Origin of the sequence: Marinobacter sp. OP 3.4, assembly GCF_036224885.1 — a bacterium.
Lineage (GTDB): Bacteria > Pseudomonadota > Gammaproteobacteria > Pseudomonadales > Oleiphilaceae > Marinobacter.
This window is the reverse complement of sequence record NZ_JAVVLT010000098.1, coordinates 16725-37431: the sequence shown is the minus strand read 5'-3', so window position 1 is coordinate 37431 and position 20707 is coordinate 16725. Positions and strand designations below refer to the sequence as shown.

Genomic DNA, 20707 nt, shown 5'->3' with positions numbered 1-20707 from the left:
GAGCACAACCTTGCCAAGGTTGGGGTCGCGAGTTCGAATCTCGTTTCCCGCTCCAATTTCTCTCCGGTACCGCCGGTTGGAAGTCACAATCCAAGTCTCTCAATGCCCACCTGAGAGCAAAAGCCTTTTAAACGGCTTTCCCGGCGCGGTGGCAGAGTGGTTATGCAGCGGACTGCAACTCCGTGTACGCCGGTTCGATTCCGACCCGCGCCTCCATTATTTTCCTTTCAAATCCAGCGCTTTGAGGGATTCCGTGTTCACCGGCGTTTTTCTCTCCACAGCTCCCTATCCGGGATAGCCAGTAATCCTGCGGATATCCCGGTATAGCGGTGCCAGTTGCCGGTACATGCGGAGATAGACATCACGGTATAGCTGTTCATAGAGTCCACGGGCCTGTGAATCCGGCTTGAACACCTCCGCTGGACCGGTCATCTGGCTGGCAGCGGCTTCCACCGATGGATACAGTCCCAGCCCGGCAGCCGCCACCATGGCTGCACCCAGCCCTGAAGCCTCTCGGGTGATTGGGCGTTCGGCGGGCATGCCGAAGATATTCGCCGTCAACTGCATGGCCGCGTTGCTGCGAGAACCACCACCGGCGACCCTCAGGGTCGTTATCCGTGTACCGCTACGTCGCTCGATGCGTTCCTTTCCCTCCCGCAGGGCGTAGGCCAGCCCTTCCAGGATGGCCCGATAGATATGGGCGCGGGTGTGCACATCACCGAAGCCAATCATGGCGCCCTTGGCCTCGGGGCCCGGATGACGGACGCCCGGGGACCAGTAGGGCTGCAGCATCAGGCCCATGGAGCCCGGCGGCACACTGTTCACCAGTTCATCGAACAGGGCTTCCGGCTCGATGCCACTCTGCTCCGCAATGCGTTGCTCCCGCAGGCCGAATTCCCGCTTGAACCAGCTCACCATCCAGTAGCCCCGGTAGATCATGACCTCGGTGGAGTAGTGTCCGGGAATGGCCGAGGGGTAGGGTGGCATCAGACGCACCGGCTCCACATAGCGTGGATTGCTGACGTTGATGGTGGCGGTGGTGCCGTAGCTCAGGCAGGCGGTATCCGGCGTCACGCCACCGCTGCCCAGCACCTCGCAGGCCTTGTCCGATGCGGCGGCGATCACCGGCAGCCCCGGCGCCAGCCCGAGGTGACTGGCGGCCTCCGAGGTTAGTTGACCCAGGGACTCCCCCGGGCGGACCAGGTCCGGTAGCTGCTCTTTTCGCACCGGCATCAACTGCCACTTGAAGTTCCGTTGTCCGGCCCACTGATGGCGGCGGAAGTCGAAGGGGAGATAGCCGACCTGGGCTGCCGTTGAGTCCCGGAACCGGCCAGTAAGGCGATAGCTCAGGTAGCCGGACAACAGCAGGTAGTGCCGCGTCTGCTGCCAGGTATCCGGCTCATGCTGGCTCAACCAGTTGGCCTGGGCGTTGCGGCGGAACTGGTCAATGGTGTCTTCAAGCCCCGTGGCCCGGAACAGCCAGCCCCAGGGGCCGGGCAGCGGGCCGTCGATGGTGGCGTGGCGCTGGTCGAGCCAGAGGATGGCGGGACGCAGTGGCTGACCCTGATCATCCAGTGTCACCACGGTCCCGCGCTGGGTGGTGACGGTAACGCCAACCACCTGGTCGGGTGTGGCCCCGGTGTTTTCCCAGAGCGCCTGGCAGGCCTGTCCGAGGTTGTCCCAGAAGTACGCCGGCTGCTGTTCCGCCCAGCCGGGGCGGTCGGAAAAGTAGGGCTCGATGGGCTGGTAGCCCCGCCCCACCAGCGCTCCGGTGGCATCGAACAGGAGCGCCCTGACGCTCTGGGTCCCCTGGTCGATGGCCAGGATCAGGGGCTGACTCATACCGCTTCCCCCTCGTCTGGCAGGTAATACGCCGTTCGCCACAGGTGCAGGTAGCGCTCGATTTCCGCCTGCCAGTCATCATCGGACCAGCCCAGGTCGGCGGATAGTCGCTGGCGAAGGGCCGGCAGCAGGGCCCGGGCGCCGTCCGGCAGGATTAGGCCCAGCCGTGTGCGCCTCAGTAACAGGTCGTCCAGATGCACCACGGACTCCTGCCGTGCGCTCCAGTGCAGTTCCGCCCACAGATAGCCGGTGCCGGGAACCGCTTCCAGGGGGCCCGCCGCCAGCACCTCCCCAAGCGAAGGACCATAGTGGCCCCGTAACCGGCGCCAGGTGAGGTGCGGAATCGACCAGGGCCGCTCCATGGGCGAAGGGGGCCGGAAAATCGGCTCGTCCTCTTCCTGCAGGACCAGTTCCCTGAACCTGGGCGACCCGATCAGCAGTACGTCCCGGGCGATGTTGCGGAAGGTGGTGAGCTTGCCGCCGGCCACGGAAATAAGCCCGCCTTCGTCCCAGATCACATGCTCGCGGCTCTCGGCGGAGGGGGATTGCCGGTTGTTCCGGGTGACCACCGGACGAACGCCGGCCCAGGTGGACAGGATGTCGTCCCGGGTGATGCCGGCTCCGGGAAAGGCCCGCTCGATGGCCCTGAAGAGGTAGGTGATCTCTGCCTGGGTGGTGCGGGGCTCCAGCGCCAGGTCGTCATCGTGGTCCAGGTCCGTGGTGCCGATTACGGTTTGGCCAAGCCATGGGAAAATGAACACGGGGCGTCTGTCGTCCGGGTGCGGCAGGGTCAGTGAGACCGGAACCGGCAGCCGCTCGAAGGGGACCAGCAGGTGACTGCCCCGCAGCGGGCGGATATGCTCCCTGCCGTGGTCCTCACGCCAGAGACCTTCCGCCCAGGCCCCGGTGGCGTTGACCACCAGGGAGGCGGACAGGGTGCTTTCACCGGCGTTATTGGCAACGGTGACGGTCCAGGGGGCTTCGTCGGGTTTCTCCACGCGGGTGGCCCGGGTGTAGTTGCGGGTGATGGCGCCCAGGGCCCGGGCCTCCTCCAGCACCCGCAGGACCAGTCTCGCATCGTCGGTGACGGCGTCGCTGAACGCGGAGGCCGCCTTCAGGCCGTCAGTCGCCAGGCCCGGCAGCCACTGGTGTATTTCGATGGGGTCGATTCGCTGACGCTGGCGCTCACCGGCCAGCAGGTCATACAGCCACAGCACGTTCCGGAACAGCCGGGGACCCGGGAAGCCCTTGCGGTAGTGGGGCATCACATAGCGCATCGGGTCCACCAGCCCCGGTACCTGGGCCAGCAGCCGCTGACGTTCCCGCACGGCATTACGGGTTAGCCCCAGGTGGCCTCCGGCGAGATAGCGCAATCCGCCGTGGACCATCTTGGAGGATCGGCTGGAGGTGCCCCAGGCGTAGTCCCGCTGTTCCACCAGCAGTGTATCGAGTCCGGCGGCGGCCGCCTCCCGGGCCACGCCGACGCCGGTAATGCCGCCACCAATCACGATAACGTCATAGTGGGGGGCGAGATCGGCCAGGCTCATGACCCGGACCGCTCGTCGGTATCGATGTCCTCACGGAGGAGGGTGCCGGGATTCAGGTGACCTTCCGGGTCGAAGGTATGGATCAGGCCCCGCAGCGCCGCGATGCCCAGCTCGCCTTTCTCCACCGGCAGCCAGGGGGCATGGTCCTTGCCGACCCCATGCTGGTGGGAGATGGTGCCCCGGTTGTTGACGATCAGTGCGGAGGTGGTGTCCTTCAGGTGTCGCCAGCGGGCCCGGGTGTTGCCGTAGTTGTCAGCCACCGGAAAGACATAGGTGGTATAGATGCTGCTGCCCTGGGGATAGACGTGGGAAAGGTGGCTGAAGACATGGACCGGTTGGTTCTCTTCCACCAGGCCCTGCCGCAGGTTGTCTTCCACCAGGGTCATCAGGGTATCCACGTTGTCCCAGTCAGTGGCGGTTTCCAGGGTATCCACGGCATAGCCCTGTTGCCACAGGTTCTCCCGGAGGTAGGGCATGGCAAAGCGTTTCTCGGCCCATTTCCGCCCCATGCCGGTGCCCATGTAGATACCACGGAAGGATTTGCAGAAACGCCTTACCTCTTCCAGGGCAAACCGGCATTGCCGGCGACTGCCGGTGATTCCGAAGGTCATCATGCACTTGTCGGATCCGGCGCCGCGGAGCTTCAGATAACGTGCCAGCAGGCCAATCTGGAAGGGGTGGCCGGCGAGGGCGAGCTGGGTCTCCGTTTCCGCTTCATTGCTCAGGCGCAGCATGGACAGGGGCAGCCTTGCCTGGACCATGCGCCGGGCCGCTTCCCGGGCCAGGCGCCAGTTCGGAAAGAACATAACGTGGAAGGATTCACGCTCCGGCAGCGGGGTTACCCGGACCCTGGTCTCGGTGATGATGCCTAGGCGTCCCTCGGAGCCCAGGACCATCTCGCGGATATCCGGCCCGGCGGAGGAGGCGGGCAGGGTGGGTATTTCCAGGGTACCGCGCAGGGTTTCCACCGTGCCGCCGGCAAAGAGCTGTTCGATACGACCGTAGCGAAGGGATTGCTGGCCGCTGGAGCGGCTGGCGATCCAGCCGCCGAGGGTGGACAGCTCGAAGGACTGGGGGAAATGTCCCAGGGTATAACCATGCGCCCGGAGCTGGGATTCCACCAGTGGGCCCGGGGTGCCGGCGCCGAAGGTGGCGATCTGGCTTTCGGTGTCCAGGTCCAGTAGGCGGTTCATCCGTGCCAGGCTGACGGTCAGCACGGGGGTGTCACCGGCCATCGGGTTGATATGGCCGGCAACGCTGGTACCGCCGCCGTAGGGGATGACGTGGAAGCCCTGATCCACGGCGAATGTCAGCAGTTCCCGGACCTGGGTCGTGTCTCCCGGTCGGGCAACGCCGTCGGGGTAGGTGTGGATATGGCCGCTGCGCAGGGCCAGCCAGTCGGGCAGGCTCTGGCCCCGGGCATGGCGGATGCGGGTTTCCGGGTCTTTGGAGATCAGGGGGTGATCGGGGAGTCGTGAGGGCGGTACTTTTGTGATGACGTCTTCGAGGAGGGCCTCGGGCAGGCGGTTGGCTGTGCCGATGCGGTCCTGGAGGAAGGTTAGGCCGTGTTTGGGGAGTTGTGGCTGGATACTGTCGTCACCCCAGCCGTTCCATCTGCGCATCGGGTTGCTCTCTTGTTCTGAATTAGGATTTTTTATAGTCCGTGCCAGAGGAGCGCTCTGGTATATTTTTTTCGGACACGCCCGGCGAGTACGTCCATGGCCGATTTTTGCTCCTGCAAAATCGGCATTCCCGCCTTCCATGGCGGTCATAGAGCTCGACGGTCCGGGAAAAGCATCCCCAACCAGATCCTTCAAGCAGCAAAGGTGCCTGATTTTTTATCGATCTTCGCAGTAATTTACTGAATATTAAAGTACTTGGTTCCACCATTATAAAGTTCTTGTGGACAGGGGTTGTTGCAAGTTGCTACAAACGTGGTAATCTGAAACAAACCGTCGACCATACCGTGGAGGTACCATGACTACGCCGGTAAGACTTGAAGACACCCTGGTTCGCCAGGCGGCTGCGGAAGCCCAGGTTCAGCGTCGGTCCACGCCCAAGCAGATTGAATTCTGGGCCGAGATCGGGCGGGCCATTGCCGGGGAGGTGAGTGCCGAGGATCTGATTGCCATCAGCCAGGGGATTCGCAAGGTGAAGGTGGAGCCGGTGTTGCCGGAGTCGGTGACCAGTGATGATATCTGGGCCGATGTGGAGGCTGACCGGGCATCCGGTGAGCTGTCCCGCCATATCACCCGCGACCGGATTGTCTATCAGGCGTCCGACCGTCATCCGGGATACCTGGAAGCCATCTATCCGGACGGCCAGAAGATTACCGGACAGTTCCGCAACGGTCGTTTCGAGCCCCTGAACGGCCAGGGCCATGCAGCCTGAACTCTGGCTTCTTGCCGGGGGTAATGGCGCTGGAAAATCAACTTTCTACGAGCGTTTCTTGAAGCGCCGGAACATCCCTCTTATCAACGCGGACAACATAGCAAGGACGCTCTGGCCCACCGAGCCGGAAGCCCATAGCTACGAGGCCGCCCTGGTCGCGGAGAAGGAACGCTTCCGCCTGCTGGAGGAAGGGCAGACCTTCTGTTTCGAAACGGTCTATTCCCATCCCTCGAAACTCGATTTCATCGCCAACGCCAAGGCGGCGGGTTTCCGCATCCATATCTTCTATTTCCACCTGGGAGACACCGGCCTGCACAACGCGCGGGTTGCGTCCCGCGTGAGCGCCGGCGGCCATGCCGTGCCGGAGGACAAGGTCAACAGCCGGGTGCCCCGGACCTTTGCCAATATCCGCGATTCCGTGGGACTGGCCGACGAGCTTCACCTGGTGGACAACTCAAGCACCGTCAAGCCCTATGTCCGGGTGGCCTCCTGGAAGGATGGGGTCTGGGAGGTGTTTGTCCCGAAAGTCCCCAAGTGGGCATCGCAGATTATGGGATGACGTCACAGGAAGCGTTACTGTTTCAGAACGCCGCACGCCACGGTGTTGCCGCTGCCGCCCATACCATCAGGATCATCCGTGTAGTTATCCCGGTTGGCATGCACCACCAGTGCCCGTTCGCTGATATCCCTCAGCGTCAGCCGGGGGGCGTAAACCGGTAAGGTCGCAACGCCATCCGGGTCCACATAGAGGTTCGGCAGATCGCCCAGATGACCCATTCCCCAGGGACCTTCGTGGTTTCCCTTCAGTCCCGGATCCCAATGCGTGCCGGCTTCTCCCGCGGGTTCAACGGACGGAGCTGCACTGTCATTGTCCCGTTCGCGGGTAGGGGCACATTGGTCCCCCTCATGGACGTGGAAGCCATGAAGGCCGGGGCTGAGCTCTTCTAACGCTGGTTCGAACAGCAACCCTTCCGCAAGTTGCGTGACCCTGATTGTTCCGATGCTATCCCCCGTCGTTGAGCTGACACGGGTCATTTCGATGCTTTCCGGCGGCAGGCCTGCGTCCGTCACCCGACTGTCCGTCTCACGATCGGTCGTTCGTTCATGGGCTACAGCTTGCGCCCACGGATAGATCAATGCGCAGAGCGCGATTGCAATCAGACCTCGTTGTAACCTTTGCTTACTCATGGAATTCCTCCGTGTTCCCCTGGGTCTGGGTTAGTCTCCCGAAATCACACCGCAGGCAACACGGGCCCCACCGCCACCTAACGGCCTGGGATCATCGGAGTAGTTGTCTCCCCCCTCATGAATGACCAGGGCATGACCCTGCATATCATCCAGGGTGAGCCTGGGCGCAAGGTTAGCCAGGATGGCTTCACCGTTCCGGGAGGCGACCAGGGCAGGCAGATCGCCCAGGTGGCCATCCGGATCGTAGGGGCCTCGGTGCGCATTGGTATCTTCAGGGTCGACATGCCCTCCGGCGGAAGCGGCTGGTGTCTGTTTGCCATCTTTCATGGCGGGTTCACAGCTTGGGTTCTCGTGGAGGTGGAAGCCGTGCAGGCCCGGACTGAGTCCTTCGAGTGACGGCTTTATCAGGGTACCGTAACGGTGCTCTTCAAGGGTCACCGTTCCAATAGCTTCACTACGACCTTCCGTAGTGGCCTTGTACATATCCACTTCAATGGTTTCATCGGCATGACTCACTGGTGCCGCCATCAATGCGACAGATACGGCGGCACCGGTCAGGTTGATACGAAAAACACTCATAGATCGCTCCTTCGTACAGTAATGCCAATACTCTGCTCAATATAGGTGTCTGGAATTGGTGGCTCTTTCCTGCTGTGCGTACCCTGCAGACGATCACTCTCACCCACGGGGGGGGGAAGCCGACCTGACCATGCTCCATCTTTCCTGGGGCTCCCCTGGTGCTGGTGGAAGGGGTAACCAGGATAGCCTTGGGTTTCGTGATGTCTTTTGAATTCATAACAGTCAGCGGCAGTGGAATTGAATAGGCGATTGATCCTGGTCCCCTGATAGCGGGACTACGAGGCAAGAATGCGAATAACACACCAACTAACCGATCGTTAAAGCTTCGTAAATATATACAATATTAAATGCTAACCTTTTCAGAACAGTGAGTTAAAGACATCTGTTTCCGATGTAGGTTGCCTGGGAATGAGTGCAAACAGATCGAATGCCGGTATCCGTCGGTTTAATGGGAAAAGTTTACCGATGATCGTGTAAGTCTTGCTTTTTAGGTAACAATAAAGCTGTTCGAGATTCGGTTCATACAAGTACTAATTCATGCATAGACAGTATACGCATAACTTATAATTAACGTTGGGAAGCGTAAAAATGAGTCCAGACAGGACCGCGTAACGTTGTTTTTTGGATCTTTATTAAGACGGTATAATAAATAATAAAATCCGAAAATTGGGATATATAATTCATTGTTGATAGGCTTTGCATCGTTTATATACTGTGATTTCTGGCGTCGGGCCCGATGCCTGCGTGCCGTTCCCGAACATGCAATCCGAACGGTGCTCTATGCTGGACCTCCCGACACATCCGCAGGAGACACGACGATGGATAAAGTAAACATTGAGGATCCCCGATACCTTCACGAACGCCCGTCCTATCCCCAGCAGGGCCAGTCCATGCCCGGCACGGAGACTGACATGGTTCCAAAGGCGGACCATGGCGAGCACAGTTACCGGGGCGTTGATCAGTTACGCGGCCTGAAAGCCCTTATCACTGGTGGCGACAGCGGTATCGGGAGGGCTGTCGCTCTTGCCTTCGCCCGTGAAGGGGCTGATGTCTGTTTTACCTATCTCTGTGAGGACGACGACGCGGTAGAAACGAAACGATTGATTCAGGAGGCGGGGCAAAAAGCGCTCGCCCTTAAAATGGATCAGAAAGACCAGAAGAGCTGTCAGGATGCCGTCAGCCGTTGTGTGATGGAATTGGGCGGTCTGGACCTGTTGGTGAATAACGCGGCGTTCCAGAAAACCTATGAGAAGTTAGGGATAATATCCGCAGACGAATTCGCCAGGGCATTTGAAACCAATGTCGAGGGCCTGTTCCACTTTTCCCAGGCTGCACTGGAACATCTGCCTCCAGGTGGCAGCATCATCAATACAACGTCGATTCAGGCATTCAAGCCCAGCGTGCACCTGGCGCCCTATGCCGCCACCAAGGCTGCCATTGCCAATCTCACCCTGTCATTGGCGGAAGAAGCCATTTCCAGAGGGGTCCGGGTCAATGGCGTTGCGCCCGGGCCGGTCTGGACGCCGTTGATACCGTCGACCTTCCCGGCAGACAAGGTGGAGCAGTTCGGCGCAGGAACCCTGTTTGGGCGGCCGGCACAACCGGCTGAAGTGGCGCCCCTGTACGTGTTTCTGGCATCGCCGGCAGCGAGCTTCATAACCGGGGAGGTCTACGGTATTACGGGTGGGGAAAAGCAGCTTTAACGAACCGTCAGGGGAGGGCCATTGGCCGCTCCCCAAGGGTTTTTATTGGGTAGTGTCAGACCTGGGAGGCTGGTCCATCTCCTCCCAGGAGATCATATCGCCCCCATCCCGGTCGTACCGTTTCAGCAAATGTTCGCCGCGCAAGCATGTTGGCAAGGGGACGTTTCAGTTCAGGCTGTAAGAGCTTTCCCCGTCCTGGACGGGTTTTCCCTGGCCAGCGCCTCACAGATCGAGGCACCAAGACTGGCGATGGCCTTCAGGTCCACGCCGGTGGTAAACCCCTCGCCCTTCAGCAGATAGAGCACATCCTCCGTCGCCACATTCCCCGTAGCCCCCTTGGCATAGGGGCAACCGCCCAGGCCGGCCACGGCGGAATCGAAGATCCGGATGCCCCGCTCCAACCCGGCGGTAATGTTGGCGATGGCCTGGCCGTAGGTGTCGTGGCAGTGCAGGGCCAGGCCCTCGGTGCCGGTATCCGGGATCACCGCATCCAGCAGGGCATGGATCTCCCGGGGGCGGGCGACGCCGATGGTGTCGCCCAGGGAAATCTCGTCCACGCCCAGGGCCAGCAGACGCTGGGTTACATGGGCCACCTGGGACGGGGCGATGGGCCCCTCATAGGGGCAGCCCACCACGCAGGACACGTAACCGCGAACCCGCCGGCCCGCCGCCCTGGCGCCTTCCACCACCGACCGGAACCGCTCGATGCTTTCATCGATGGAGCAGTTGATGTTCTTCCGGTTGAAACTCTCGGAGGCCGCGGTGAATACCGCCACCACCTCCGCCGAGGTCTTCAGGGCCGCTTCCAGCCCCTTCAGGTTGGGCACCAGCACCTCGGCGGTGACATGATCCGGCTTGCGGATCAGTGACATCACCTCGTCCGTCCCCGCCATCTGCGGCACCCACTTGGGGGACACGAAGCTGCCGGCCTCGATCCGGTGGTGGCCGGCGGCCACCAAGGCGTTGAACCACTCGGCCCGCTGGCCCGGAGAGACCGGCGTCTTCTCATTCTGCAGGCCATCCCGCAGGCCCACTTCCACCAGGGTTACCCGATCATCGCCCATGGTTCACTCCTCTGCCTTTGCCAGGGTCACCAGCACCTGTGCGGCTTCCACACTACTACCAGTTTGACAGTGAATGGCCTCCACGGTGCCATCAAAACCCGCCTTCAGGGTGTGTTCCATCTTCATGGCTTCCATGGTGAGCAGGGGCTGTCCGGCCTTCACCGCATCCCCGGGTTCGCACAATACCGCCGTCACCCTGCCATGCATGGGGGCCGTCAGCTCGGTTTCGGCGGCTGCCGTACCTTCGACCACCTCCGGATGGTTGACCCGGGCATGCCAGGTGGCGGCGTCGGCGAACACCGCCAGTCCGTCGCCCCGGGAAGCGGTATCCAGCCTGACGCGGCGGCCGGACAGGCGGACATCCAGGGTGCCATCGTCCAGCCGCGACCAACGGACCTGGGCTTCCTCACCGTTGAAGGTCACCCACACACAACCACGGGAACCCTGCCCGTTGTCGATCCGGTAGTGGCCGTGAAGGCGATCGCCCTCCAGGTCCAGTTCGAACGGCTGACCGCTGGTGCCGGACAGCCGGAAGCCTTTCAGGTTGTGCCAGATATCCCGGTCGTCGGTCTCCGTCAGCGCCCCGACGCTGTCCAGCCACGCCATCAGGCTGAGGTGGCTCCGGGCCCATGGAGAGAACAGGGGGCTGGCCAGTGCCTCCTGGTGGACTTGCACGAAGCGGGTGGTGAGTTCTCCCCGGGCGAAGGCGTCATGCCGCAGCACGCGACTGACGTATTCCGTATTCAGCACCACGCCGTCCACATGGTATCGGTTGAGGGCCTGGATCAGGTTGAGGCGGGCTTCCTCCCGGGTGTCCCCCCGGGCGATGACCTTGGCCAGCATGGGGTCGTACCAGGGAGTAATGGCCTGCCCTTCAGCAACGCCGGAATCAACCCTCACACAGTCCGTCTCCACGGGTTCCCTGAGGGTATGGAGTACCCCGGTCTGGGGCAGGAAATCGTTGTCCGGATCTTCCGCGTAGATGCGGGCTTCCATGGCGTGGCCGGTGCAGGTGAGATCTTTCTGGGCCCAGGGAAGGGGGTTGCCGTTGGCGATGCGGATCTGCCATTCCACCAGGTCCAGCCCCGTCACCATCTCGGTGACCGGGTGCTCCACCTGCAGGCGGGTGTTCATTTCCATGAAGAAGAACTCGTGGCTTTCCGGCTCATAGAGGAATTCCACCGTGCCGGCGCCGATGTAGCCGATGGCCTCGCCACAGCGCACGGCGGCTTCGCCCATGGCCTGGCGGACGTCTTCGGGGAGTCCCGGTGCGGGGGCCTCCTCGATAATCTTCTGGTGCCGTCGCTGTACCGAGCAGTCCCGGTCGAACAGGTAGAGGCCCTTGCCATGCTGGTCGAACAGTACCTGGACCTCCACATGGCGCGGGGTTTCCAGGTAGCGCTCCAGCAGTAGCCGGGGGTCACCAAAGGAAGCCTGGGCCTCCCGCTGGGCGGTTTCCACCTGGGAGCGCAATTCGCTGGCATCCCTGACGATGCGCATACCCTTGCCGCCACCGCCGGCGCTGGCCTTGATCAGCAGCGGAAAGCCGATGCGTTTGGCTTCCTCCTCGAATACGGCGAGGCTTTGATCGTCTCCATGATAGCCTGGCACCAGGGGCACGTTGGCGTCCGCCATCAGGGCCTTGGCCGCACTCTTGGAGCCCATGGCGGCAATGGCTTCGGCGGGCGGTCCGATAAACCGGAGGTTGGCGCGTTCACAGGCGGCGGCCAGGTCGGTGTTCTCCGACAGGAAGCCGTAGCCCGGGTGGATGGCATCCGCTCCGCTGGTGCGGGCGGCGGTGATGATGCGGTCAATGTCCAGGTAACTCCGGGTGGCTTCCGCCGGCCCGATGGGGAGGGCGATGTCCGCGTCGTTGGCAAAGGGCGCCCCCGCGTCCGCGTCGGAATAGACCGCTACGGTGGACAGGCCCATGGCTTCCGCGGTCCGGAAGATGCGTCGGGCGATCTCTCCCCGGTTGGCCACCAGCAGTGTCGTGATGGGGTGTGTCATGAGGTTACCGCCCAGTCCGGAGTACGTTTGTCGAAGAAAGCCGCCAGGCCTTCCTGCCCCTCATCGCCGGTGCGCAGCCGGGCGATCAGTTCAGCGGTGTACTGAATCGTGTCGTCGGAGACAGGACCGCCGGACACCTGTGTCACCAGTTCCTTGCCGGCGGCCATGGCCACGGGCCCGTTGCGGAGCAGGGCGGTGATCAGGTCTTCCGCCCGTGCCTCCAGTTGGTCATCGGGTACCCGTTCATGGATCAGGCCCAGGGCCAGGGCCCGGTCGGACTCGATCACCTCCGCCGTCTGGAAATACCGCCGGGCATGACGCTGGCCCAGGGTACGCACCACGTAGGGGCCGATGGCGGCGGGGGTGATGCCGAGGCGGGCCTCGCTGAGGCAAAAGCGGCTGGACTCGGTGCCGATGGCGATATCCGAGGCGCAGATCAGCCCCAGGGCACCGCCATAGGCCGCCCCCTGGACCAGGCACAGGGTGGGGCGGTCCAGGCGGTCCAGAGTCTGCATCAGGCCTGCCAGGCGCCGGGCGTCGTCGATGTTCTCCTGCTGGCTCAGTTCGGCGGTCCGTTTCATATAGTTGAGATCGGCACCGGCGGAGAAATGCTTGCCTTCCCCGGCCAGTACCACCACCCGGCAGTCGGGATTGTCGCCGGCGGCACGGATGGCGTCGGTCAGTTCGGTGATAATGCGATCATCAAAGGCATTGCGCTTGGCCGGACGGTTCAGGGTGATACGGGTAACGCCCCGTTGATCGGTATGGCTGGTAACAGCGGATTCGGTCATGGGATCTCCTTACATCCGGAACACGCCGAAGCGGGTGTCTTCGGCGGGAGCGTTGAGGGAGGCGGTCAGGGCAAGGCCCAGCACCTGGCGGGTATCGGCGGGATCGATCACGCCGTCGTCCCACAGGCGGGCAGAGGCATAGTAAGGGCTGGATTGCGCCTCGAACTGGTCGATGACCGGTTGCTTGAAGGCCTGCTCCTCCTCATCGCTCCAGCTCTGGCCCTTGCGTTCGAGGCCGGCCCGTTTGACGTCGGCCAGCACGCCGGCGGCCTGCTCACCGCCCATCACGGCGATGCGGGCGTTGGGCCACATCCACAGGAACCTCGGGTTGTAGGCACGGCCACACATGCCGTAGTTACCGGCGCCGAAGCTGCCGCCAATGATAACCGTGAACTTCGGCACCCGGGCACAGGCCACGGCGGTGACCATCTTGGCGCCGTTCTTGGCAATGCCGCCATGCTCGGCCTGCTTGCCCACCATGAAGCCGGTGATGTTCTGCAGGAAAATCAGCGGGATGCCACGCTGACTGCATAATTCGATGAAATGCGCGCCCTTGAGGGCCGATTCGGAGAACAGGATGCCGTTGTTGGCAACAATGCCCACCGGATGGCCATACAGGTGGGCAAAACCGCAAACCAGGGTGGCGCCGTAGCCGGCCTTGAACTCGTCGAACTCGGAACCGTCCACCAGCCGGGCGATGACGTCATGGACGTCGTAGGGGGTGCGCAGGTCCGCCGGCACCACGCCGTGGAGTTCCTCTGTGGGATAGAGAGGATCCCGCACCGGCTGCGTGGTCAGGTGGTGTTTCGGCTCATGGTTCAGGTTGGCGATACAGCGCCGGGCCCGTTCCAGGGCTTCCTCTTCGGTATGGGTAAGGTGGTCGGCAACGCCGGAGATATTGCAGTGCACGTCGGCGCCGCCCAGCTCCTCGGCGGAAACGGATTCACCGGTGGCAGCCTTCACCAGGGGTGGGCCCGCCAGGAAGATGGAGCTTTGCCCCTTCACCATGATGCTTTCGTCCGCCATGGCCGGCACATAGGCGCCGCCGGCGGTGCACAGTCCCAGGACCACGGCAATCTGCGGAATACCCTTGGCGGACATGTTGGCCTGGCGATAGAAGATATGGCCGAAATGCTCGGCGTCCGGGAACACTTCATCCTGCTGGGGCAGGTTGGCGCCGCCGGAGTCCACCAGGTAGATACAGGGCAGGTGGTTTTCCTCGGCTATGGTGAGGGCGCGGATGTGTTTCTTCACCGTGAGGGGGTAGTAGGTGCCGCCCTTGACGGTGGAGTCGTTGGCCACGATCAGGCATTCCACGCCCTCGACCCTGCCGATACCGGCGATGATGCCGGCGGCGGGCACATCGTCGTCGTAGACGTTGTCAGCAGCCAGGGGAGCGATCTCCAGGAAGGGCGATCCCGGGTCCAGCAGGCGGTTGATGCGGTCCCGGGGCAGCAGCTTGTTCCGGCTCAGGTGCCGTTCCTGGATGGCCTTGCCGCCACCTTCGGCCACGCGCTCAAGGCGGGTGTGCAGGTCGGCGACCAGGGCGTCCATGGCCTCCCGCCTCTGGCGGAATTCCTCGGACTGTGTGTTGATGGTGCTGTGGAGTATTGCCATGGCGACCTCAGTTGGATTCCCGGAACAGTTCCCGACCGATGAGCATGCGGCGGACTTCCTGGGTGCCGGCGCCGATCTCGTAGAGCTTGGCGTCCCGCAGTAGTCGGCCGGTGGGGTAGTCGTTGATGTAGCCGTTGCCGCCGAGGATCTGGATGGCTTCCAGGGCCATTTTGGTGGCCCGCTCGGAGGTATACAGGATGGCGCCGGCGGCGTCCTTGCGGGTGGTCTCGCCCCGGTCACAGGCCTGGGCCACTGCGTAGAGATAAGCACGGCTGGCGGCCAGTTCGGTGTACATGTCGGCCAGTTTGCCCTGGATCAGTTGGAATTCGCCGATGGGCTGGTCGAACTGTTTGCGTTCGTGCACGTAGGGCACCACCACGTCGAGGCAGGCCTGCATGATGCCGGTGGGGCCGCCGGAGAGCACCACCCGCTCGTAGTCCAGGCCGGACATGAGCACTTTCACGCCTTCGCCTTCCTGGCCGAGGATGTTCTCCTCGGGCACTTCGACGTCCTCGAAGATCAGTTCGCAGGTGTTGGAACCGCGCATGCCCAGTTTGTCCAGCTTCGGGCCCCGGCTGAAGCCTTTCCAGTCCCGTTCGACGATAAAGGCGGTGATGCCCCGGGGGCCGCCCTGGGGGTCGGTTCTGGCGTAGATGACGTAGGTGTGGGCATCGGGGCCGTTGGTGATCCACATCTTGCTGCCGTTGAGGATGTAGCGGTCGCCCTTTTTGTCGGCCCGCAGTTTCATGCTGACGACGTCGGAGCCGGCGTTGGGTTCGCTCATGGCCAGGGCGCCGATATGTTCACCGCTGACCAGCTTTGGCAGATAGGTCTGTTTCTGGGACTCGGTGCCGTTGCGGTGGATCTGGTTGACGCAGAGGTTGGAGTGGGCACCATAGCTGAGGCCGATGCTGGCGCTGGCACGGCTGATTTCTTCCATGGCGATGACGTGGGCGAGGTAGCCCATGTCGCTGCCGCCATATTCCTCGCTGACGGTCATGCCGAGCAGGCCCATGTCGCCCATTTTAGGCCAGAGGTCGTTGGGGAACTGGTTGTCGCGGTCGGTTTTGTCGGCGATGGGGTTGATCTGGTCCCGGGCGAAGCGTTGGACCTGGTCCCTCAGGGTGTCGAGGGTTTCGCCGTGGTTGAAGTTGAGGGTGGTGTAGTGGCTCATTGTTGTTGTGCCTCTTCTGATACTGGGGTTAGATTTTCTAGTTCTGGGGCAGGGATTACAGCTCGGTATCATTTTCCGGGACACGCTCTGTTGGCGAACTCCGTGCCAGGCGAACGGGTCGGTATCATTTTTCCGGACACGCCACGCAAGTACGTCCATGTAGGGCTCGACGAGCGCCGTCCCTGGCGCTCGACGGTCCTGGAAAACGGTCTCCCTCCATGCGCTTCTCACATTAGTGCTATTCGCTCCCTAAAGAACAACTCAACTACTAGTGCTACTAGGGAACAACTGACTACTGACAGTTTAACCGCACACCGGACACCCAGGATCCCGAGCCAGCTTCATCTCCCGCCACTCCATCTGCCAGGCATCCAGAATCAGCAACCGACCCACAAGGGGCCGCCCCTTACCCGATAACACCTTGATGGCCTCCATGGCCTGGGTGGCGCCGATCATGCCCACCAACGGGCCGATCACCCCCGCCTCCGAACAGGTCAGATCCTCATTGCCCTGCTCCGGGTAAAGGCAGTGATAGCAGGGACTAACCTCATCCCGGGAATCGTAAACCGACACCTGACCCTCGCCCCGGATGGCGGCACCGGACACCAACGGCACCCTGGCAGCAACGCAGGCCCGATTCAGGGCAAAACGGGTATTGAAGTTGTCGGTGCAGTCCAGCACCAGGTCCACATCAGACACGATTGCAGCCAGGGCATCACCCTCCAGCCGCCCGGCGTGGGCCGTTACCGAAATCTCCGGATTGATGGCCCGGACCCGGTCCGCCAGGGCCTCGGCCTTGGGCCGGTCGATGGCGGACTGGTCGAATGCCACCTGGCGCTGCAGGTTGGCCAGTTCCACCCGGTCATCATCCGCCAGTACCAGGTTGCCCACGCCGGCAGCGCCCAGGTAGAGGGCTGCCGGACAGCCCAGGCCGCCGCAACCCACCACCAGGACCCTTGCCTGTTTCAGCGCAAGCTGGCCCTCCACGTCAAAGCGGGGGAGGAGCAGTTGTCGGCTGTAGCGGAGGAGTTCGTCATCGTTCAGCATTACCCTTGTCCTGTATCAATGCGATTCTGCCCGTTGGTAACTGCCTCGGCTGGTGATAAGGACTCACGTTGGCAGTTTACCGCCTTCCCCCTCACCCTGGCCCCGCTCCGCTCCGCGCCCCGGCCCTTGCCCAGAGGCCAAGGGCGTTCAGGGGGGGCGAAGCGATGCTTCGCTTTAACCCCCCTTCACCCCACAAGGGGAGAGGGAATGTTCGGCGCTAGTCTGGCTTGCTTATAGACAGAGACCGGTTACCTTACCGGCGTCCAAGCGTGAGCCGGTCATTCCCACCATAGTCCTGTCGCGTTTCAATCTCGAGGTAACCCGCCTGGCGGAACAGCGCCCTGACCGCCTCGCCCTGATTGTAGCCGTGCTCCAACACCAGCCAGCCGCCCGGGGTAAGCCAGCGCTGACTTTCAGTGACCAGGTGTCGGATCGCATCCAGGCCGTCGGGGCCGGACGTAAGGGCGGAAGCCGGCTCGAACCGGACATCCCCCTCGCCCAGATGGTGATCGCCTTCCTCTATATAAGGCGGGTTGGAGATGATCAGGTTGAAATGCTGATGTTCCAGACCCTCGAACCAATAGCTCTGGACGACCGACACCGGCAGCCCACAGTGCTCGGCGTTGCGCCTGGCCAGGGCCACGGCCTCGGGTACACAGTCGGTTGCCATAACCTGCCAGTCCGGTTTCTCACTCTGCAGGGCCAGGGCAATGGCACCGGTGCCGGTACCCAGGTCCATCACCCTAGCCTTCTCCGGCAGGGGCAGGGGCAGGGACAGGACCGCTTCTACCAGGCATTCGGTATCCGGTCGTGGGATCAGCGTATCAGGGGTGACTTCCAGGGAGAGTGTCCAGAAATCCTGGTGGCCGAGGATATGGGCCACCGGCTCGCCGGAAGCTCGCCGTTCCACCCGCTGCCAGAAGCCCGCCTGTTGGTCGGGGGTCAGTTCCGCTTCAGGAAAGGCCCGGAAGCGGCTGCGGTTCCAGCCGGTGACCTCCGCCAGCAGCAACTCCGCGTCCAGCCGGGGTGATTCGCCGCCAATACGGTCGACCGCCTTGGCCAGCGCCTGCCCGCAGGTCAGTGGCTGCTCACTCATCCGACAGGCTGGCCAGCAGGTCGGCCTGGTGTTCCTGTTGCAGGGGGCCCAGCACCGGGGCCAGGTCGCCGGTAATCACTTCATCCAGCTTGTACAGGGTCAGGTTGATGCGGTGATCGGTCACCCTTCCCTGGGGAAAGTTGTAGGTGCGGATGCGCTCGGAGCGGTCGCCACTGCCCACCAGGCTCTTGCGGGTGGCGGCCTGGGTCTGGGCCTGTTTTTCCGCCTCGATGTTCTTCAGGCGGGACTGCAGGAAGCTCATGGCCTTGGCCCGGTTCTTGTGCTGCGAGCGCTCTTCCTGGCACTCCACCACAATACCGGTGGGAATATGGGTGATGCGGATCGCCGAATCCGTCTTGTTGACGTGCTGGCCACCGGCGCCGGACGCCCGGAAGGTGTCCACCCGCAGATCGTTCTTGTTGATCTCGATGGCCTCGGCTTCGTCCGCTTCCGGCATCACCGCCACGGTGCAGGCGGAGGTATGGATGCGGCCCTGGGACTCGGTTTCCGGCACCCGCTGCACCCGGTGGGCGCCGGACTCGAACTTCAGCGCGCCGTAGACGCCATCGCCGGTCACCCGGCTGATGATCTCCTTGTAGCCGCCGTGCTCACCCTCACTGGCACTGATCACTTCCACCTGCCATTTCCGGGTCTCGGCGTAGCGGCTGTACATGCGGAACAGGTCGCCGGCGAACAGGGCCGCCTCGTCTCCGCCGGTGCCGGCGCGGATTTCCAGGAACACGTTCTTGCCGTCGTCCGGGTCCTTGGGCAGCATCAGGCGCTGCAGTTCCTCATCCAGCTCGTCGCGCCTGGCGCGGGCGGTGTCGATTTCCTCTTCCGCCATTTCCCGCATGTCCGCATCACCTTCGCGGGCAAGCTCCTCGGCGGTGGCCAGGTCGTCCAGGGTCCGGCGCCAGGCCTGGAAACACTGGACGACGGGCTCGATTTCAGCGAATTCCTTGGACAGTTCCCGGAACTGCTTCTGGTCGGAAATCACGCCCTGATCGCTCAGCAACGCGCTGACCTCCTCGAAGCGGTCAACCAGCTGTTCGAGGCGGGCCTGAATGGATGCTTTCATAGTTTTTCCAGTGTGATGGGGGCGTCCCGTGGATCCAGGGCTTCCAGTTGGTGCAGCTCACGCAGCCACTCGGCCACCTCGGGGCGCCCTTCGGCGGATGCCTTGCGCACCTGAACCGAGGGTTCATGCAGTAACTTGTTGGTGAGGCCCCGGGCGAGGCCACGGAGGACGGTTTCCGGGTCGTTGCCGTTGTTCAGGGCCTTGACGGCCTTGGCCACTTCCTGGTCCCGCAGGTCTTCGGCCCGCTGGCGGTATTGCTTGAGGGTGGAGACCGCATCCAGCGCCCGGATCTGGCTGAGGAAGTCCTGAGTGCCGGCGATGATCAGGTTCTCGGCCTCCTTCGCGGCACCTTCCCGGGAACGCAGGTTCTCCTCGATCACCTGGCGCAGGTCGTCCACCGTATACAGGTAGACGTCATCCAGTTTGGCCACTTCCGGCTCGATATCCCGGGGCACGGCGATATCAACCATGAAGAAGGGGCGGTGCTTGCGCTTCTTCAGGGTCCGCTCCACGGCCCCCTTGCCGAGGATGGGCAGAGGGCTGGCGGTGGAGGAGATGATAATGTCCACATCCTTCAGGTGGTCCGGGATTTCCGACAGCACGATGCCATGGCCACCGTGGGCCTCCGCCAGGGCCTGAGCCCGCTCCACGGTACGGTTAGCCACGATGAAATCCTTCACGCCGGCATCCGCCAGATGCCGTGCCACCAGTTCGATGGTCTTGCCGGCGCCAATCAGCAGCGCCCGGTTGCGGGACAGGTCGGAGAAGATATGGTGAGCCATGCTGACGGCGGCGTAGGCCACGGACACCGGGTTCTCGCCAATGGCGGTCTCCGTGCGCACCCGCTTGGCCACCGAGAAGGTATGTTCAAACAGCCGGGACAGGAACGAACCGCTGGCGCCATGCTCCCGGGCCAGGGCATAGGCATCCTTCAACTGGCCGAGGATCTGGGGTTCACCCAGTACCATGGAATCCAGTCCCGCCGCCACGCGCATGACATGACGCACGGCATCACTGTCGCGATGGATGTAGATGGAGTTCTCCAGGTCCGCCGGCGCCACCTGGTGGAAACCGGCCAGCCAGCGCAATACCGCCGGGCCACAGTCGTCGTCACCGGCCAGGTACAGCTCGGTGCGATTGCAGGTGGACAGGATGGCCGCCTCGCTGGCACCGGTGGCCAGTTGCAGTTCACGGAACGCTTCCGGCATGCGCTCGGGCGTAAAGGCGACCCGCTCGCGGATCTCCAGCGGCGCCGTGCGATGATTAATGCCCAGTGTGATCAATGCCATAGTGAACGCGGAAACTCCGTAGCCGGAACAAGCGTGCCGTTAACAACACACTAGCGCCAGTGCAGACTCATGAATACCGGTATTTTACCGGTGCAACCGGGCTACTGCCACCCAGTGCTGACGGTATATCCCCTTATCCCGTCACCCGGGGTGCAACTCCCGTGACTTGGGCACAACAACGGCTTATGCCATCATAGACCGGGAGAGCCCCCTGGGAGTCTGCGCGATTTCTGCCGCGTAGACTCCCAGGTTCTCCAACCAGCGGCACAGGTAGCGTGTCCATGCCCAAGA

17 protein-coding genes and 1 tRNA gene are annotated in these 20707 nt (G+C 62.7%); 4 read left to right on the top strand and 14 right to left on the bottom strand.

The genetic code is table 11. From position 1 onward, the window contains the following. Window positions 1-142 precede the first annotated feature (142 nt). A tRNA-Cys gene (locus RO069_RS16235) sits at window positions 143-216 on the top strand. Between the two features lie 69 nt (window positions 217-285). On the opposite strand, the gene RO069_RS16230 is transcribed toward RO069_RS16235, so the two are convergent. Genes RO069_RS16230 through RO069_RS16220 form a run of 3 tightly spaced genes read right to left on the bottom strand, consistent with a single transcriptional unit; the run spans window position 286 to window position 5011 of the window. After that, window positions 286-1842, bottom strand: coding sequence for an FGGY-family carbohydrate kinase (locus tag RO069_RS16230; RefSeq protein ID WP_328188979.1), 1557 nt, complete (start codon window positions 1840-1842; stop codon window positions 286-288). Next, window positions 1839-3389, bottom strand: coding sequence for a glycerol-3-phosphate dehydrogenase/oxidase (locus RO069_RS16225; RefSeq protein ID WP_328188978.1), 1551 nt, complete (start codon window positions 3387-3389; stop codon window positions 1839-1841). The genes RO069_RS16230 and RO069_RS16225 overlap by 4 nt, the downstream gene beginning before the upstream one ends. Then, on the bottom strand, window positions 3386-5011 hold the full coding sequence (locus tag RO069_RS16220) for an FAD-binding oxidoreductase (RefSeq protein ID WP_328188976.1): 1626 nt from the start codon (window positions 5009-5011) through the stop codon (window positions 3386-3388). The genes RO069_RS16225 and RO069_RS16220 overlap by 4 nt, the downstream gene beginning before the upstream one ends. A 355-nt stretch (window positions 5012-5366) precedes the next feature. On the opposite strand from RO069_RS16220, the gene RO069_RS16215 reads away from it, so the two are divergent. Beyond that, window positions 5367-5780, top strand: a complete 414-nt coding sequence (locus RO069_RS16215; RefSeq protein ID WP_328188975.1) for a TA system antitoxin ParD family protein — start codon at window positions 5367-5369, stop codon at window positions 5778-5780. Continuing rightward, window positions 5770-6339, top strand: a complete 570-nt coding sequence (locus RO069_RS16210; RefSeq protein ID WP_328188974.1) for an AAA family ATPase — start codon at window positions 5770-5772, stop codon at window positions 6337-6339. Before RO069_RS16215 ends, RO069_RS16210 begins: the two co-directional genes overlap by 11 nt. 14 nt (window positions 6340-6353) lie before the next feature. Here RO069_RS16210 and RO069_RS16205 read toward each other — a convergent pair whose 3' ends face one another. Both RO069_RS16205 and sodC read right to left on the bottom strand, forming a co-directional pair. Further along, on the bottom strand, window positions 6354-6968 hold the full coding sequence (locus tag RO069_RS16205) for a superoxide dismutase family protein (RefSeq protein ID WP_328188973.1): 615 nt from the start codon (window positions 6966-6968) through the stop codon (window positions 6354-6356). A gap of 30 nt (window positions 6969-6998) precedes the next feature. Further along, window positions 6999-7547 (bottom strand): superoxide dismutase [Cu-Zn] SodC, encoded by a 549-nt coding sequence (gene sodC, locus RO069_RS16200; RefSeq protein WP_328188972.1) that lies wholly within the window; start codon window positions 7545-7547, stop codon window positions 6999-7001. Window positions 7548-8365: 818 nt separating this feature from the next. Between sodC and RO069_RS16195 the strand changes: the two genes are divergently transcribed. Beyond that, window positions 8366-9250: an SDR family oxidoreductase gene (locus RO069_RS16195; protein ID WP_328188971.1), complete on the top strand. Its 885-nt coding sequence runs from the start codon at window positions 8366-8368 to the stop codon at window positions 9248-9250. 170 nt (window positions 9251-9420) lie between these two features. Here the strand turns inward: RO069_RS16195 and RO069_RS16190 are convergent, their stop codons facing one another. The 9 genes from RO069_RS16190 to hemA form a co-directional block, all read right to left on the bottom strand. Further along, complete coding sequence (locus RO069_RS16190; protein ID WP_328188970.1) at window positions 9421-10314, bottom strand: hydroxymethylglutaryl-CoA lyase; 894 nt, start codon at window positions 10312-10314, stop codon at window positions 9421-9423. Window positions 10315-10317: 3 nt separating this feature from the next. Then, a complete protein-coding gene (locus RO069_RS16185; RefSeq protein WP_328188969.1) occupies window positions 10318-12324 on the bottom strand; it encodes an ATP-binding protein in 2007 nt (668 codons plus the stop codon). Next, window positions 12321-13115 carry an enoyl-CoA hydratase-related protein gene (locus RO069_RS16180; RefSeq protein ID WP_328188968.1) on the bottom strand — a complete coding sequence of 265 codons (795 nt, stop codon included), beginning with the start codon at window positions 13113-13115 and terminating at the stop codon, window positions 12321-12323. The genes RO069_RS16185 and RO069_RS16180 overlap by 4 nt, the downstream gene beginning before the upstream one ends. A 9-nt stretch (window positions 13116-13124) precedes the next feature. Next, window positions 13125-14732, bottom strand: coding sequence for a carboxyl transferase domain-containing protein (locus RO069_RS16175; RefSeq protein WP_328188967.1), 1608 nt, complete (start codon window positions 14730-14732; stop codon window positions 13125-13127). Between the two features lie 7 nt (window positions 14733-14739). Beyond that, on the bottom strand, window positions 14740-15906 hold the full coding sequence (locus RO069_RS16170; RefSeq protein WP_328188965.1) for an isovaleryl-CoA dehydrogenase: 1167 nt from the start codon (window positions 15904-15906) through the stop codon (window positions 14740-14742). Window positions 15907-16209: 303 nt separating this feature from the next. Further along, a complete protein-coding gene (locus tag RO069_RS16165; RefSeq protein WP_328188964.1) occupies window positions 16210-16953 on the bottom strand; it encodes a HesA/MoeB/ThiF family protein in 744 nt (247 codons plus the stop codon). A gap of 253 nt (window positions 16954-17206) precedes the next feature. Continuing rightward, window positions 17207-18049 (bottom strand): peptide chain release factor N(5)-glutamine methyltransferase, encoded by an 843-nt coding sequence (gene prmC, locus RO069_RS16160; protein ID WP_328188962.1) that lies wholly within the window; start codon window positions 18047-18049, stop codon window positions 17207-17209. Further along, window positions 18042-19127 (bottom strand): peptide chain release factor 1, encoded by a 1086-nt coding sequence (gene prfA, locus RO069_RS16155; protein ID WP_328188961.1) that lies wholly within the window; start codon window positions 19125-19127, stop codon window positions 18042-18044. Before prfA ends, prmC begins: the two co-directional genes overlap by 8 nt. Beyond that, window positions 19124-20416 (bottom strand): glutamyl-tRNA reductase, encoded by a 1293-nt coding sequence (hemA, locus tag RO069_RS16150; RefSeq protein WP_328188959.1) that lies wholly within the window; start codon window positions 20414-20416, stop codon window positions 19124-19126. Before hemA ends, prfA begins: the two co-directional genes overlap by 4 nt. Between the last annotated feature and the right edge of the window lie 291 nt (window positions 20417-20707).